The sequence below is a fragment of the Pseudonocardia sp. DSM 110487 genome (genome assembly GCF_019468565.1).
Lineage (GTDB): Bacteria > Actinomycetota > Actinomycetes > Mycobacteriales > Pseudonocardiaceae > Pseudonocardia.
The window spans coordinates 4,404,231-4,418,991 of the sequence record NZ_CP080521.1; the positions used below are offsets into that span (position 1 = coordinate 4,404,231).

Below are 14,761 nucleotides of genomic sequence, written 5' to 3' on the forward strand. Positions count from 1 at the left end.
GCCGACCATGCCGATCGACCACGCCGTCCTCGAGGAGGAGACGATCGAGCTGGTGCGGGATCTGATCCGCATCGAGAGCGTCAACACCGGCGACCCCGCCACGATCGGCGACGGCGAGGCCATAGCCGCGCGCTACGTCGCCGAGCGGCTTGCCGAGGCCGGGATCGAGAGCGAGTACGTGGAGCCGGCGCCGGGCCGCGGCAACCTCGTCGCCCGGATCGCCGGCAGTGACGCGTCGGCCGGTGCGCTGGTCGTGCACGCGCACCTGGACGTGGTGCCGGTGGACGCCGCCGACTGGTCCGTTCCACCGTTCGCCGCCGAGGTCCTCGACGACGGCCGGCACGGCGAGGTCCTGTACGGCCGCGGCGCCGTCGACATGAAGGGGTTCGCCGGCACCGTCGTCGCGGTGGCGCGGGCACTGCGCCGCGCTCGGGTGGTGCCGCGCCGCGACCTGATCCTCGCGTTCTTCGCCGACGAGGAGGCGGGCGGCGCGTGGGGCGCGGACTGGCTGGTGGAGAACCGGCCGGACCTGTTCGAGGGCGCGACGGAGGCGATCGGCGAGGTCGGCGGCTTCTCGGTCCCGGTACCCCGCACCACAGGACCGCGGCGCGCTTACCTGCTCGCCACCGCCGAGAAGGGTGTCGGCTGGGGCATCCTGCGGGCGCGCGGTTCGGCCGGGCACGCCTCCCGCCCGACGCGCGACAACGCGGTGGCGCGGATCGCGCGGGCGGTCGCGGCGTTGCACGATCACGAGTTCCCGGTGGTTCGCACCGATGCCTCGGCCGGGTTCCTCGCCGCGTTCGGCGACCTGACCGGGCGCGACCTCACCGGTGACGGCGCCGACCTGGAGCACGAGCTCGACCGGCTCGGGTTCGTCGGCGACATCGTCAGGGCCGGCTTGCGGGACAGTGCCACACCGACGATTCTCTCGGCCGGTTACAAGGTCAACGTGATCCCCGGCGAGGCCGTCGCCGAGATCGACACGCGGATCCTGCCCGGCCGCGAGGGCGCCCTCGAACGCGAGGTGGAGCGGCTCGTCGGGGACGGCGTCTCGGTCGAGTGGCGGTCGATGCCGCCCACCGCGGCGCCCGTCGATGCGCCGCTGGTCGATGTCCTGCGCGCCGCGGTGGCCGCCGAGGACCCCGACGGGGTCGTGGTGCCCTACCTGCTGCCCGCGTCCACCGACCACAAGAACCTGTCGCGGCTCGGTATCGCCGGGTACGGCTTCGCGCCGCTGCGTGTGCCCGACGACTTCGACGTCTTCGGCCTGTTCCACGCGGTCGACGAGCGGGTGCCGCTGTCGGCGCTGCGGTTCGGCGCCCGCGTGACCGCGCGGATCGTGAGGTCGGCATGATCCAGCACCGCAAGAACGGACCTCCCCGCCGGCCCAGGCGCCGGTAGCGTGCGGGGACATGGCGAGTCCCAGGATCTGGCTGATCACCGGTGCCTCTTCCGGCTTCGGGCACGCGTTGGCCACGGCCGCAGTCGAGGCCGGCGACACCGTGGTCGGTGCCGCTCGGCGGACGAGCGGGCTCCCGGACGGCGTCGAGGCGGTCGAGCTCGAGGTCACGGACACGAGCGCCGGTGAGGCGGTCGTCGAGGGTGTGATCGATCGGCATGGTCGGCTCGACGTGCTGGTCAACGCCGCGGGCCGGGCCCTGATCGGCGCCGCGGAGGAGACGACGGAAGCCGAGCTGCGCGACCTCATGGACCTGCACTTCTTCGGGCCCGTCGCGCTCACCCGCGCCGCGCTGCCGCACCTGCGGGCCCAGGGCAGCGGCGCGATCGTGCAGTTCAGCAGCCTCGGCGGGCGCCTGTCGTTCCCCGGCGTCGGCGGCTACAGCGCCACGAAGTTCGCCCTGGAAGGATGGTCGGAGGGGCTCGCGACCGAGGTCGGCCCGCTCGGCATCCGGGTGCTGATCGTCGAGCCGGGGGCGTTCCGCACCGGGCTGCACGGCGGCGGCATGCGCATGTCCGAGCCGATCCCCGCCTACGAGGACATCGTGGGCCCGGTGCGGAAGATGCAGCGGGACTTCGACGGCACGCAGCCCGGTGACCCCGCCAAGGCCGCCGCCGCGATCCTCGACGCGCTCGCCGCCGAGGAGCCCCCGCAGCGCCTCGTGCTCGGCAACGACGCCGCCGACGCGATCGCGGCCTCGATGGAGAAGAACGCCGCCGAGCTCCGTGCCTGGGAGCACGTCACCCGGGGCATGGATCTCACGTGACGATCATCGGCGAAGGGCCTTGCGCGCCAGCCAGTTCCCGACGAACTGGGCCAGCTGCACGATCAGCACGATGATGACGACGGTGACCAGCGTGACCGTCCAGTTGAACTGCTGGTAGCCGTAGCTGATGGCGAAGTCGCCGAGCCCGCCGCCGCCGACGTAGCCGGCCATCGCCGACATGTCCACCACACCGATGAAGATGAACGTGTAGCCCAGTACCAGCGGCCCGAGCGCCTCGGGGATGAGCACGCTCCAGATGATGCGGAAGCGGCTCGCGCCCATCGCGCGGGCGGCCTCGATCACGCCAGGGTCCACGGACACGAGGTTCTGCTCGACGATCCGGCCGATCACGAACGTCGCCATCGCCGACATCGGGAACAGCACCGACTGCGTGCCGATGGTCGTGCCCATCACGAGCAGTGTGAGCGGCCCGATCGCGGTGATGAAGATGATGAACGGGATCGGGCGCACGATGTTCACCAGCACGTTGAGCAGGCCGAAGAGCGGGCCGTTCTGCAGCAGGCCGCCGCGCCGTGTCGCGTACAGCGCCACGCCGAGCACCAGGCCGAGCGCTCCGGCGATGAGCATCGTCCAGAAGACCATGTAGACGGTCTGCTGGAACGACAGCCACAGCACGGGGGAGAGCGTCGTCCAGTCGGTCATGAGCGCACCTCCTGCGTGAGCTCCTCGACGTGGGTGTGCGCGCGCAGTTCGCTGATCAGCGCGTCGATCGCGGGGTCGTCGCCCGCGAGCTCGAGGGTGATGCTGCCGAACGGCTTCTCGGCGAGCTCCCGGATGCCGCCGTAGATGATCGTGCTGCGGACGTCGTGGCTCGCGATCACCTCGGACACGGCGGTCCGGACGGCCGGGTCGTCCCGGACCGAGACGGTGACGATCCGGCCGGGGAAGTGCTCGCGCAGCCGGGCGAGCGTCTCCTCGGACGGCCGGTCGTGCAGCACGCTGTGCACGAAGCGGCGGGTCGCGGGCTCGCGCGGGTCGCTGAACACGTCGTAGACCGGGCCGCGCTCGATCACCCTGCCCTGCTCCATCACCGCGACCGTGTCGCAGATCGAGCTCACGACGTCCATCTCGTGCGTGATGACGACGATCGTGGTGTCCAGCTCGCGGTTGATCCGCTTGAGCAGGGCGAGGACGTCCTTGGTCGTCTCCGGGTCGAGAGCGCTGGTGGCTTCGTCGGCGAGCAGGATCCGGGGCGAGGTGGCCAGCGCGCGGGCGATGCCCACGCGCTGCTTCTGGCCACCGGAGAGCTGGTTCGGGAACTGGCGCGCCTTCTCGGCGATCCCGACGAACTCCAGCAGCTCGGCCACCCGCTCCCGGCGCCGCTCGCGCGGCCAGCCCGCGATCCGCAGCGGGTAGCCGACGTTGCCCGCAACGGTGCGCGAGGAGAACAGGTTGAACTGCTGGAAGATCATCCCGACCTCCCCGCGCAGCTCGCGCAGCCCGCGCTCGCCGAGCTCGCCGGTCGCCCGGCTGCCGACGGTCACCGTGCCCTCCGTCGGCAGCTCGAGCGCGTTGATCATGCGGACGAGGGTGCTCTTCCCGGCCCCGGAGTGACCGATGACGCCGGTGATCTCCCCGTCCTCGACGTCGAGGTCGACGCCGTCGACGGCCCGCACGTCATCGCCGCGCCCGGAGGGGAAGACCTTGCTCACGCGGGAGAAGGAGATCAGCGGTGCCACGGCTCAGGAACCCGCCGCGCGGATGTTGTTCTCGATCTCGGCGGTCGTGGCCTGCAGGTCGGCGATGTCGTTCGTCTTGAAGACGCCGGTGTCACCGAGGTCGCGGCGGATGGCCGCTTCCACGTCCGGGTCGTGGTACAGCGCCGCCAGCCGCAGGTAGACCGGGTTGTCCTGGTCGGCGGCGCGGGCGACGAATCCGTTGATGTACGGCTTCGACGAGTCGCTGTTCGGGTCGTCGGCGAAGATCCGCTGCTGCGCCGTCAGGTTCGCGGCCGTGGCGTAGTTGTTGTTGACGATCGCGGCCTCGACGCTGGGCAGGTTCGCCGCCGTCTGGGCGGCGTCGACGGGCACGACGGTCACCCTCCCCGACTCGATCTCGCTCGGCGTCGACAGCGAGTTGCCGCCGCCCCGGAGCGTGATCAGCCCCGCGGCCTGCAGGACCAGCAGGGCGCGCGCCTGGTTCGTCGGGTCGTTCGGGATGACGATCTGGCCGCCCTGGGGGATCTGGTCGACCGATGTGTGCTTCGTCGAGTACAGCGGCAGCGGGTACACCGCCGTCGCGCCGATCGGGACGAGGTTGTCGTTGTTCTTGACGTTGTAGTTGGCCAGGTACTGCAGGTGCTGGAACTGGTTGAGCTGCAGCTGGCCCTGCGAGAGTGCCGGGTTGGGCTGGTTGTAGTCGGTGAAGTTGACGAGGTTGACCGTGATGCCCTCGGCGGCGGCCTTCTCCTTGTAGACGTTCCAGTAGCCCTCGCTGGCGTCGGTCACGCCGATGGAGACGACCTGGCCGCCGGAGTCACCGCTCGACGGGGCGGAGCCCGGTGCCGCGCAGGAGGCCGCGAGCACGGCGAGCGGAAGCGCCAGCAGGACGGCGCGGGTCAGGCGCGAGAAGCGCGACATGGGGTGGTGGTCCTTTCGGGGGCACGTTCATCGGCGCTGGGGTCGTGGGCGGGCTCACGCCCCGAGGCCGGCGTCGTGATCAGGCGCGCAGGCTCAGCGGAGGCGAAAGCCCCATATACAGCACGGACGACAGCAGCCATCGACGGGCGGGCGGGGCAGGCCACCAGGACACCTGATCGGGTACGGGGAACGGGGGAAACCGGATCCCACTCCGTTCCCGACGGGCGGGGCCGTCGGACCGCCCTTGCCCGTCACGATCAGCCACGATACACCACCCGTTCGGGCTAGCCGTCCCTCCGGGCGGGGAGGAACGCGGCGATCGCGAGGGCGAGCAGCGCCGCGCCGGCGCCGATGGCGAGGACCACGCGGAACCCGCCGGGCAATGGGAGCTGCGCCAGTAGGACACCCGCAACCGCGCTGGAGACCGAGGTGCCGATGGCCCGCATGAGGGTGTTGAGGCTGTTGGCGGCCGCGGTCTCGGAGACCGGCACCGCGGCCATGACGAGGGCGGGCATGGCGCCGTACGCGAGCCCGATCCCGGCCCCGACGATGCAGGACACCAGCACGAGCTGCCAGATGGCGGACAGCATCAGGGTGGACAGGGCGTAGCCCGCCGCGACGACGAGTGCGCCGAGCATCAGAGTCGTCTTCGGGCCCCGCGCCGCCGAGATGCGGGCCGACAGCGGGGACACCGCCATCATCACGAGGCCCTGGGGCGCCATGACCAGGCCGACGACGAGCAGTGATTGGCCGAGGCCGTGGCCGGTGGACGTCGGCAGCTGCAGCAGCTGAGGCAGCACCAGCGACATCCCGAACATCGCGAACCCGAACATGATGGACGCGAGGTTGGTGGTGAGCACCTGCCGGCGCGCGGAGGTGCGCAGGTCGACGAGCGGTTGCCGGGAGCGCAGCTCCCACCAACCCCACACCAGCAGCACGGCGACCGCGGTGCCGAGCAGGGCGAGGGTGAGCCCGCTGCCCCAGCCCCATTCGGCGCCCTTGGAGATCGCCAGCAGCAGGCACACGAGCGCGACCGACAGCCCCGCCGCGCCCACCATGTCGAACCGGCCACCGGTGCGCACCGGTGACTCGGGGACGAGGACCAGCACCAGCCCGGCCACGACCGCACCCAGTACCGCGGAGATCCAGAAGAGCAGGTGCCAGCCGGCGTGGTCGGCGATGAGCGCCGCGGTCGGGAGCCCGAGCGCACCGCCGACGCCGAGTGAGGAGCTCATGGTCGCGGTGGCCGCGCCGAGCCGCTCCGCCGGGAGCGCGTCGCGCATGATGCTGATGCCCAGCGGGATCACGCCGCCCGCCAGGCCCTGCAGTACCCGGCCCACGACGAACGGCGCCAGTGCGCTGGACAGCGCCGCGACGACCGAGCCGGTGACCATCAGGGCGAGGCTGACCAGCAGGAGACGGCGCTTGCCGTACATGTCGCCGAGCCTGCCCATCACCGGTGTGGCCACGGCGGCGGCGAGCAGGGTGGCCGTGACGGCCCACGTGGTGTCCGCCGCGGACGCGTTCAGCAGCGTGGGGAGCCGGGGGACCAGCGGGATCACCGTGGTCTGCATCAGCGAGACGACGATGCCGGAGAAGGCCAGCACCACGACGAGGCCGCTCGAGCGGGTCGTCGCGGTGGCCTGGAGGTCGGCGCGGCCGGCGAGGGTGGAGGGCACGCGCCAAATTAAATCACTCGCTTGACTTACGAGTCGACGCGATGGTCGTCACGTTCGGCGGGCGAACAGCTCGTTGAGCTCGGTCTGCGGGATCTGCCGGTCGGCGAAGGTGATCGTGCCGCTGTCCCTCAGCTCGCGCGCGCTCTCGCGGACGAAGCCGAGGGCGGCGCGGGCGATGCTGCCGCCGAGGCTGATGCGCGCGACGCCGACCGACCGCAGCGCGGCCACCGTCAGGCTCGTAGCGCCCAACCCCATCACGACGTTGAGCGGGCCGTCGATCTCCCGCACCAACGTGGCGACGGTGTCGAGGTCGTTCACGCCGGGGACGTACAGGCAGTCCGCTCCGGCCTCGCGGTAGCGGTTGGCGCGGCGGATCGAGTCGGCCAGCGTGCCCGGCGGGTGGAGGAGCAGCCCGTCGGTGCGGGCGGTGAGGACGAAGTCGTGCCTGCCGACGGCCTCTCGCGCCGCGGCGATGCGCTCCACGGCGAGGCCCTCGTCGTACAGCGCGCCGTCGGTGAAGTCCTCGATGTTGCCGCCGGCGAGCCCGGCGTCCAGCGCGAGCCGGATGGTGTCGGCGACGGCCTCGGGAGCGTCGCCGTAGCCGGCCTCGAGATCGCCGTTGACCGGGACGTCGACCGCCGCGGTGATCTGCCGGATCCGGTCGAACATCTCGGCTCGGGAGACGGCCGTCGCGTGTTGCGGGATCCCGTGGTCCGGCTTGCCGAGCGAGAAGGCGATGCCGGCGCTGGTCGTCGCGATCGCGGCGAACCCGGCCTCGGCCAGCACGATCGCGCTCCCGGCGTCCCACGCGTTCGGCATCAGGAGGCCGTCGCGGTGAAGGTGGCGAAACATGTCGCCGACCGTAGGTCGCGCAAATGCATCTGCCCAATGCATACTTCTGGGATCTGCCATCAGCAGGACGCATGACGTGGACATCGAGGCGCTGCGCACCTTCATCGCGATCCACCGGTCCGGGACCGTCACGGGGGCGGCGGCCGCCGTGTTCCGCTCCCAGCCGGCCGTGAGCAGGCGGCTCGCGCTGCTCGAGAAGGAGCTGGACGTTCCACTGTTCGAGCGCGTGCCCGGCGGGGTCGTGCTGAGCGAGGCCGGACGCGCGCTGCTGCCGTTCGCCGAGGCCGTCCTGGCGAGCGTGCGGGACGCGGAGGCGGCCGTGCGTGCCGTGCGGTCGCAGGACAGCGGCCCCGTGACGGTCGCGTTGGTCGGGACGCTCGCCAGCACGAACCTCACCTCGGTGCTGCGACGGTTCGCACAGCGGTACCCGGCCGTCGAGCTGACCCTGCGCACGGCCACGAGCAAGGAGGTGAGCGACCTCGTGCGCCGCGCCGACGTCACGGTCGGTCTCCGGTACTCCGCGGATCCGGCTCCCGAACTGGAGTGCGAGACGCTGTACTCCGAGCGGCTGGTGATCGCCGCTCCTCCCGAGCGCGCGGGCACGCGGATCGCCACGTTGAGCGCGCTCGCGGGGGAGCGGTGGCTCGCCTTCCCGGAACGTCCCGGTGACGCATCCAGCGGCTCCGTGCGCCGGGTCATGGACGCGGCAGGCGTGCCGGAGAGCCAGATCCTGCGCATCGACAGCCTGACCGCCCAGAAACGGCTCGTCGAAGCGGGGTTCGGGATCGCGCTCGTGCCCGACAGCAGCATCCAGGAGGAGCTCGCCGCGGGATCGCTCGTCGCGCTCGAGGTCGGTGATCTCGACGTCGGCTTGCCGGTCACGCTCGTGACGAGGCGCGGCGGCTACCTCTCGGCGGCAACCCGGACCTTGCTCGCGGAACTGCGGAGGGCGTGACCCGCACTCGCCGACTGGCCGTAGCGCTGGGCGTGGCCGCGGCGTAGGACTGACAGGTCCACCACGCAGCCGGACTCGACGAGGAGCTGGACATGCCTGACACGCCGCAAGACGTCCTCGCGTTGGCGCAGGAGAATGGTGCGCGGATCGTGGATCTCCGCTTCTGCGACCTCCCGGGGCTGATGCAGCACTTCTCCATCCCCGTGGAGGAACTCACCGAGGATGGCTTCGAGACCGGCTACGGCTTCGACGGCTCCTCGATCCGCGGGTTCCAGGAGATCCACGAGTCGGACATGCTGCTCATGCCGGACCCGGCGACGGCCGTGATGGACCCGTTCCGGGACGTGCCGACGCTGCAGATCCACTGCTTCGTCGCCGACCCCGTGACGCAGGAGAGCTACTCGCGCGACCCGCGCTACATCGCCAAGAAGGCGGAGGACCACCTGCGCGAGACCGGGCTCGCCGACGTCTCCTACTGGGGTCCCGAGCTGGAGTTCTACATCTTCGACGGGGCGCGGTTCGACCAGAACCAGCACGAGGGCTATTACCACATCGAGTCGGTCGAGGGCGTCTGGGCGTCCGGGCAGCCGGGGAGCCGCGGCTACCGCCCCCGCTACAAGGAGGGCTACTTCCCCGTGCCCCCGATGGACCAGCACCAGGACCTGCGCAGCCTGATGGTCCTGACGCTCATGGACCTGGGCATTCCCATCGAGGTCCAGCACCACGAGGTCGGCACCGCCGGCCAGGCCGAGATGGACATGCGCTTCTCGTCCCTGCTGGCCATGGCCGACAACGTCATGAACTACAAGTACGTGGTCAAGAACACCGCCTGGAAGGCGGGCAAGACGGCCACCTTCATGCCGAAACCGGTCTTCGACGACAACGGCTCGGGAATGCACGTCCACCAGTCGCTGTGGAAGAACGGCCAGAACCTCTTCTACGACGAGTCGGGCTACGCCGGGTTCAGCGACATGGGCCGCCACTACATCGGTGGGATCCTCGCGCACTCTCCCGCGCTGCTGGCGTTCTGCGCGCCGACCACGAACTCCTACCGCCGCCTCGTGCCGGGCTTCGAGGCGCCGATCAACCTCGTCTACTCGCAGCGCAACCGCTCTGCGTGCGTCCGCATCCCGATGTACACCCAGAGCGCCAAGGCCAAGCGCCTCGAGTACCGCTGCCCCGACCCCACCGCGAACCCCTACCTCGCGTTCACCGCGATGCTCCAGGCCGGCCTCGACGGGATCCGGAACAAGATCGAGCCGCCGGACCCGGTCGACCGGGACCTCTACGAGCTCACGCCCGAGGAGGCCACCGACCTCAAGCAGGTGCCGGGTTCGCTCGAAGCGGTCCTGGACGCGCTGGAGGCCGACCACGAGTTCCTGCTCGAAGGTGGCGTCTTCACCGAGGATCTGATCGCGACCTGGCTGGACTACAAGAGGACCAAGGAGCTCGACCAGATCCGCCTGCGCCCGCACCCGTGGGAGTTCATGCTCTACTACGACCTCTGACCGCGACGGGCGGTACTAGCGGAGATTCTGCCCGTCGGGCACCGGAGGCCCCGATGGGTCACGCCGTTCGGCGAAGCAGAACCCGGGTGCCGCGGATGTCGTAGTGGATCAGGACTGTCTGCATCAGCTCGTTCATGATCGTGAATCCGCGGCCGCGACCGCTCACGGTGGCGTCGGGAGGTTGCCAATGCCCATGATCCACGATCTCGACACAGACGGTCTTCTCCTCCGTCCAGAAGATGATCTCGACGATGTCCCCGGCTGACGTACGCGCGTAGGCGTGCTCCATGGCGTTGCTCGCCGCCTCGTTCACGGCGAGGACCACGTCTTGCTCGACGTCGTCGGAGAGGTCGGGGTGTGCCAACCAGCGGCGGGTTTCCGCACGAATCGGTGCCAGCTGGCGCGGATGCGCCGGCCATGACTGATGGACGAACTCGACGCGGTCCGTGGCGGTGTGGCTCATCTGCGGTCTCCAGGCCGTTGGTCATCGGGCCTCGATCGGTTGGCTCCGGTCGAGGCCCGATGCCTGTCGGCGAGCGGGGTCCCACCCCCTCTGGAGACAGCGCCACCAGCAGGTTCCAAGGTTCCAGCGGTTCGACCGTGACACGACTCCCGCCGACTCCGGCCCATCGAGGCCAGGTGGACGGCGGACTTCGCGGCGTCGGTACCTCCCGCCCGGAACGGCACAACGCTTGAACAGCGGGTACCGGGGTCTGGGGGACGCTGCGGTTCCGGAGCGTAGGCGGCGGGCTCTCAGCCGTCCAGCGCTGGGTGACGGCCACTGATCATTCGCCACCGCCGCTGGACAGCGGCCTGCTCGGATGCGCGATCGGCAACTTCGTAGCCCTGTTCGGCGAACCGGTCGCGCTCCGCCGGTCTCTCGAGGGGAGTAGCGTATGCGTGCTGGCTCGGTGTCCGATCTGGTCCCTGTCGTGCTCGCGGCTTGCTCACCTGTACGACGGGATGTCATGTCATGGTCGGTCTGCAGCGCAGGACGCCGGTGTGGTGGGCGTCTGATGCCTGAGCTCGGCGTTGTGACCCGGATGCTGCTGGGCGTGGCCCGGGACGGCTCGGACGACCGCGCTCTGGCCGGGACCATCTGCCGGGCGTGCGTCGACGGGCTCGATGTCGACGGCGCGTCGATCTCGGTGCTCACCGCAACCGATGCCCGCGAGATGCTGTCGGCCACGGACGAGACGGCGCTACTGCTGGAGGAACTGCAGTTCACGTTGAACGAGGGGCCGTGCGTGGAGGCCGCGACGAGCGGTCACCCCGTCCTGCTTCCGGACGTGCAGCACACGACGGACACGGCACGGTGGCCGGTGTTCGCCGCGGCGGTCAACGAGCGAACGGGCGTCCGCGCTCTGTTCGCGCTGCCGCTGCAGTGGGGCGCGATCAATCTCGGCGTGCTGGATTTGTACCGCCGCCTACCGGGCAATCTGAACGACGAGCAGCGTCGCGACGCGTTCAGCGCAGCCGACGTCGCCACGTTGATGATGCTCGGGCACCGCACCGACCCCGGCGGCAACGGAGGCTGGCTCGACAGCACCGCCGCGAGCAGGGCGGAGGTCCATCAGGCCACCGGCATGGTGCTGGTCCAGCTCGGGGTGACCGCACCGGAGGCATTGGCCCGGTTGCGGGGATACGCCTTCACCCAGGGACGACTGCTGATCGACGTTGCTCGCGACGTGGTGGCTCGGCGGGTCAGCTTCATCGAGGATGTGGAATAGCAATGGGTTCATGTGAGGGGCGTGTGTCATGAGTCGGCCGCCTGTCGAGCGCGAGCGATCGGTCAGCCACGCGTTCGTCGTGCTGGCGGACACGATGGTGGCCGAATACGACGCGATCGATCTTCTCGATCGCCTGATCGGCTTCTGCGTCGAGCTCCTACCCGCCGATGCCGCCGGGATCGTGCTCGGCGACGCTCGGCGGGAGCTGCGTGTCGTCGCGGCGTCCAGCGAGGCCGCGGAGCTGATGGAACTGCTGCAGTTGCAGAGCGATGAAGGGCCGTGCCTGGACTGTTTCCAGACCGTGGCCCCGGTGAGCATCGCGGACCTGGCCGGCGCGGCGGACCGATGGCCGAGGTTCGCGGCCGCGGTCGCCGAACGCGGACAGTTCCGCGCGGTACACGCCCTGCCATTGCGTCTGCGCGGGCAGGCCATCGGCGCGTTGAACCTCTTCGACCGTGAACCGGGCTCGCTCCCCGACTCCGACCTCGCCCTCGGCCAGGCGCTTGCCGACGTCGCCACCATCGGAATCTTGCAGGAACGGGCGATCCGTCGCGCCGAGGTCGTCAACGAGCAATTACAGACGGCCCTGACCAGCAGGGTGACCATCGAGCAGGCGAAAGGCGTGCTGAGCCAGCACTTCGGCGACGACGTCGAGGTCGCCTTCGACCGGCTCCGCCACTACGCGCGGAGCCGGAACGCGAAGCTCGCGCACATCGCCGCGCAGGTGGTCCGCCGCGAGCTCGACCCCACCGCATTCAACCTGCTCCCTGGTTCGCCTGGTCGGCGGTAACTCGCCTGCCGCTCCAACCCTCGCGGGTATGACCGCCGTCGCCGACGTGGTGACCGAGGCGGTGCGGAATGGCAGCATCGGCGAGATGGGGGACGACTCGTGACGCTGCACAGTTCGCATTGGGGAGCATTCGAAGCCGTCGAGACGGCCGGCGGGCTCGAGATCCGGCCCGATCCGACCGACCCGAACCCGGCACACGCGCTGCTGCGGAACGTCCCGGCGATGCTGGACGAGCGGGTCAGGGTGCTGGTGCCGCACGTGCGGCGCGGCTTCCTCGAGCGCGGCGCGGGCCCGGACGAGGCGCGAGGGCTCGACGACTACGTCCCGGTCGGCTGGGAGCAGGCAATGGCGCTGGCCGCGGGTGAGCTCGAGCGGGTCCGCACGACGTTCGGCAACGCGTCGATCTTCGGCGGCTCGTACGGCTGGGGGAGCGCGGGGCGGTTCCACCACGCGCAGAGCCAGGTGCACCGGTTCCTCAACGTGCTGGGCGGCTACACGCGCTCGGTCGAGACCTACAGCCTGGGCGCCGCGCGCCCGCTGTTGCGCCGCGTCGTCGGCAACGACGACCCGATCATGCGGCCCACCACGCTGTCGGTGCTGGCCGAGCACACCGAGCTGTTCGTCTGCTTCGGCGGCGTCCCTGCCAAGAACGCGCAGGTCAACGCCGGTGGCGTCACCAAGCACGCCACGGTCGGGCAGCTGCGGCGGGCCCGGGACCGCGGAGCCCGGTTCGTGCTGATCTCCCCGCTGCGCGACGACCTGGTCGCCGATCTCGACGCGGAGTGGGTCACCCCCGTTCCCGGCACCGACACGGCGCTGATGCTCGGGCTGGCCCACACGCTGGTGCGGCTGGGGCTGCACGACGCGGAGTTCCTGCGCACCCACTGCGCGGGGTTCGACGAGTGGTGGGCGTACCTGTCCGGGCAGGCCGACGGCGTGGTGCGCGACGCGGCGTGGGCGTCGCGGATCTGCGGGATCGCCGAGGACCGGATCGTCGCGCTGGCGCGGGAGATGGCCGCGCACCGCACGATGATCACGCTGAGCTGGTCGTTGCAGCGGGCGCGGTACGGGGAGCAGCCGTTGTGGGCGGGCGTCGCGCTGGCCTGCGTGCTCGGTCAGATCGGCCTCCCCGGCGGGGGAGTCGGGCACGGCTACGGCGCGATGGCCGGGATCGGCGGGCCGCGGGCGGATGGCCCGCTGCCGACCTTGCCGCAGGGACGCAACGCCGTCCCGGACTTCATCCCGGTGGCGCGGATCGCGGATCTGCTGCTGCACCCGGGGGAGGAGTTCGACTTCGACGGCGCTCGGCTGCGCTACCCCGACATCCGGCTCGTCTACTGGGCAGGCGGCAACCCGTTCCACCACCACCAGGACCTCGCCCGGCTCCGACGGGCGTTCGCTCGTCCGGAGACCGTGATCGTCCACGAGCAGTTCTGGACGGCGACGGCCCGCCACGCCGACATCGTGTTCCCGGCGACCACCACCCTGGAGCGCGACGACCTCGGCTGCGCCCGGGAGAGCGACGGGCTGATCGCCATGCCACGGGTCACCGAGCCGCGGGGCGAGGCCCGGTCCGACTTCGCGATCTTCCGCGATCTCGCCGACCGGCTCGGCGCGGGGAAGGAGTTCGACGAGGGCCGCGACGAACGGGAGTGGATCGAGCACCTGTACGAGAGCTGGCGCGCCGCGCTTCCCGACGGCGACGACCCGGTGCTCGACTTCGCGGCGTTCTGGGCGAAGGGGCGGATCGACCTGCCCCGGGTCACGCGCGATCGCGTCCTCTACGCCGACTTCCGCGCCGATCCGGCCACGCACCCGCTGACCACGCCGAGCGGCCGCATCGAGATCGCCTCGGCCACCATCGCGTCCTTCGGCTACGACGACTGTCCCGGCCACCCCACGTGGCTGGAGCCCGAGTTCCTCGCCGACCCGCCGGGCACGGGCCCGTTCCCGCTGTTCCTGGTGGCGAACAACCCGGCCACCCGGCTGCACAGCCAGCTCGACCACGGCGCGGGCAGCGCGGCCGCGAAGGTCGCGGGCCGGGAGCCGGTGCGGATGCACCCCGCCGACGCCGCCGCGCGCGGTCTGACGGCAGGCGACGTCGTGCTGGTGGAGAGCAGGGTCGGCAGCGTGCTCGCCGGCCTGGTGCCGTCCGCCGACGTGGCGCCCGGGGTGGTGCAGCTCTCGACCGGCGCGTGGTTCGACCCGAGCGCCCCCGACGTCGCCACCTGCGTGCACGGCAACCCGAATGCCGTCACCACCGACATCGGCACCTCCCGGCTCGCGCAGGGGTGCACGGGCCAGCTGTCGCGGGTGGAGGTGCGCAAGGCGCCCGATTCACTTCCGCCGGTCCGGGCATTTGTTCCGCCGGTCCACATCGCGAGAGAATTCGCCGAATAGTTCGGACCATTTCTGCTTTTCG

Annotated in this window: 13 protein-coding genes; 7 read left to right on the top strand and 6 right to left on the bottom strand. The window is 70.9% G+C overall.

Annotated features, from left to right (window positions below):
- Positions 1–7: 7 nt before the first annotated feature.
- Both K1T35_RS20495 and K1T35_RS20500 read left to right on the top strand, forming a co-directional pair.
- Entirely contained in the window at positions 8–1,354 is a 1,347-nt protein-coding gene (locus K1T35_RS20495) for a M20/M25/M40 family metallo-hydrolase (RefSeq protein ID WP_220261729.1), read from the top strand.
- Positions 1,355–1,412: 58 nt separating this feature from the next.
- Positions 1,413–2,225 carry an SDR family NAD(P)-dependent oxidoreductase gene (locus K1T35_RS20500; protein ID WP_220261730.1) on the top strand — a complete coding sequence of 271 codons (813 nt, stop codon included), beginning with the start codon at positions 1,413–1,415 and terminating at the stop codon, positions 2,223–2,225.
- 3 nt (positions 2,226–2,228) lie between these two features.
- Here the strand turns inward: K1T35_RS20500 and K1T35_RS20505 are convergent, their stop codons facing one another.
- The 5 genes from K1T35_RS20505 to K1T35_RS20525 all read right to left on the bottom strand — a co-directional run bounded on the left by K1T35_RS20505 (position 2,229) and on the right by K1T35_RS20525 (position 7,356).
- Positions 2,229–2,888 (bottom strand): methionine ABC transporter permease, encoded by a 660-nt coding sequence (locus K1T35_RS20505; RefSeq protein WP_220261731.1) that lies wholly within the window; start codon positions 2,886–2,888, stop codon positions 2,229–2,231.
- Positions 2,885–3,925 (bottom strand): methionine ABC transporter ATP-binding protein, encoded by a 1,041-nt coding sequence (locus K1T35_RS20510; protein ID WP_220261732.1) that lies wholly within the window; start codon positions 3,923–3,925, stop codon positions 2,885–2,887. The genes K1T35_RS20505 and K1T35_RS20510 overlap by 4 nt, the downstream gene beginning before the upstream one ends.
- Before the next feature lie 3 nt (positions 3,926–3,928).
- Positions 3,929–4,825 (bottom strand): MetQ/NlpA family ABC transporter substrate-binding protein, encoded by an 897-nt coding sequence (locus K1T35_RS20515; RefSeq protein WP_220261733.1) that lies wholly within the window; start codon positions 4,823–4,825, stop codon positions 3,929–3,931.
- 284 nt (positions 4,826–5,109) lie between these two features.
- Positions 5,110–6,504 carry an MFS transporter gene (locus K1T35_RS20520; RefSeq protein ID WP_255622358.1) on the bottom strand — a complete coding sequence of 465 codons (1,395 nt, stop codon included), beginning with the start codon at positions 6,502–6,504 and terminating at the stop codon, positions 5,110–5,112.
- Between the two features lie 48 nt (positions 6,505–6,552).
- Positions 6,553–7,356: an isocitrate lyase/phosphoenolpyruvate mutase family protein gene (locus tag K1T35_RS20525; protein ID WP_220261734.1), complete on the bottom strand. Its 804-nt coding sequence runs from the start codon at positions 7,354–7,356 to the stop codon at positions 6,553–6,555.
- Between the two features lie 76 nt (positions 7,357–7,432).
- On the opposite strand from K1T35_RS20525, the gene K1T35_RS20530 reads away from it, so the two are divergent.
- Together K1T35_RS20530 and glnA are read left to right on the top strand one after the other, a co-directional pair.
- Positions 7,433–8,311, top strand: a complete 879-nt coding sequence (locus tag K1T35_RS20530; protein WP_220261735.1) for a LysR family transcriptional regulator — start codon at positions 7,433–7,435, stop codon at positions 8,309–8,311.
- Positions 8,312–8,403: 92 nt separating this feature from the next.
- The gene (gene glnA, locus K1T35_RS20535) at positions 8,404–9,819 is read left to right on the top strand and encodes a type I glutamate--ammonia ligase (RefSeq protein ID WP_220261736.1); all 1,416 of its coding nucleotides are present in this window, start codon (positions 8,404–8,406) and stop codon (positions 9,817–9,819) included.
- 58 nt (positions 9,820–9,877) lie between these two features.
- Here the strand turns inward: glnA and K1T35_RS20540 are convergent, their stop codons facing one another.
- A complete protein-coding gene (locus K1T35_RS20540; protein ID WP_220261737.1) occupies positions 9,878–10,282 on the bottom strand; it encodes an ATP-binding protein in 405 nt (134 codons plus the stop codon).
- Between the two features lie 553 nt (positions 10,283–10,835).
- Here K1T35_RS20540 and K1T35_RS20545 point away from each other — a divergent pair.
- The 3 genes from K1T35_RS20545 to K1T35_RS20555 all read left to right on the top strand — a co-directional run bounded on the left by K1T35_RS20545 (position 10,836) and on the right by K1T35_RS20555 (position 14,739).
- Positions 10,836–11,549: a GAF and ANTAR domain-containing protein gene (locus K1T35_RS20545; protein WP_220261738.1), complete on the top strand. Its 714-nt coding sequence runs from the start codon at positions 10,836–10,838 to the stop codon at positions 11,547–11,549.
- A 28-nt stretch (positions 11,550–11,577) separates the two neighbouring features.
- Positions 11,578–12,339 (top strand): GAF and ANTAR domain-containing protein, encoded by a 762-nt coding sequence (locus K1T35_RS20550; protein WP_220261739.1) that lies wholly within the window; start codon positions 11,578–11,580, stop codon positions 12,337–12,339.
- Positions 12,340–12,438: 99 nt separating this feature from the next.
- On the top strand, positions 12,439–14,739 hold the full coding sequence (locus tag K1T35_RS20555) for a molybdopterin-dependent oxidoreductase (RefSeq protein WP_220261740.1): 2,301 nt from the start codon (positions 12,439–12,441) through the stop codon (positions 14,737–14,739).
- Positions 14,740–14,761: the final 22 nt, after the last annotated feature.

Bases quoted from the DNA above. Each gene is read 5' to 3' on its own strand.
- K1T35_RS20495 (WP_220261729.1), top strand. From the start codon at position 8: ATGCCGATCGACCACGCCGTCCTCGAGGAGGAGACGATCGAGCTGGTG.
- K1T35_RS20550 (WP_220261739.1), top strand. From the start codon at position 11,578: ATGAGTCGGCCGCCTGTCGAGCGCGAGCGATCGGTCAGCCACGCGTTC.
- glnA (WP_220261736.1), top strand. From the start codon at position 8,404: ATGCCTGACACGCCGCAAGACGTCCTCGCGTTGGCGCAGGAGAATGGT.
- K1T35_RS20525 (WP_220261734.1), bottom strand. From the start codon at position 7,356: ATGTTTCGCCACCTTCACCGCGACGGCCTCCTGATGCCGAACGCGTGG.
- K1T35_RS20545 (WP_220261738.1), top strand. From the start codon at position 10,836: ATGCCTGAGCTCGGCGTTGTGACCCGGATGCTGCTGGGCGTGGCCCGG.
- K1T35_RS20500 (WP_220261730.1), top strand. From the start codon at position 1,413: ATGGCGAGTCCCAGGATCTGGCTGATCACCGGTGCCTCTTCCGGCTTC.
- K1T35_RS20505 (WP_220261731.1), bottom strand. From the start codon at position 2,888: ATGACCGACTGGACGACGCTCTCCCCCGTGCTGTGGCTGTCGTTCCAG.
- K1T35_RS20515 (WP_220261733.1), bottom strand. From the start codon at position 4,825: ATGTCGCGCTTCTCGCGCCTGACCCGCGCCGTCCTGCTGGCGCTTCCG.
- K1T35_RS20540 (WP_220261737.1), bottom strand. From the start codon at position 10,282: ATGAGCCACACCGCCACGGACCGCGTCGAGTTCGTCCATCAGTCATGG.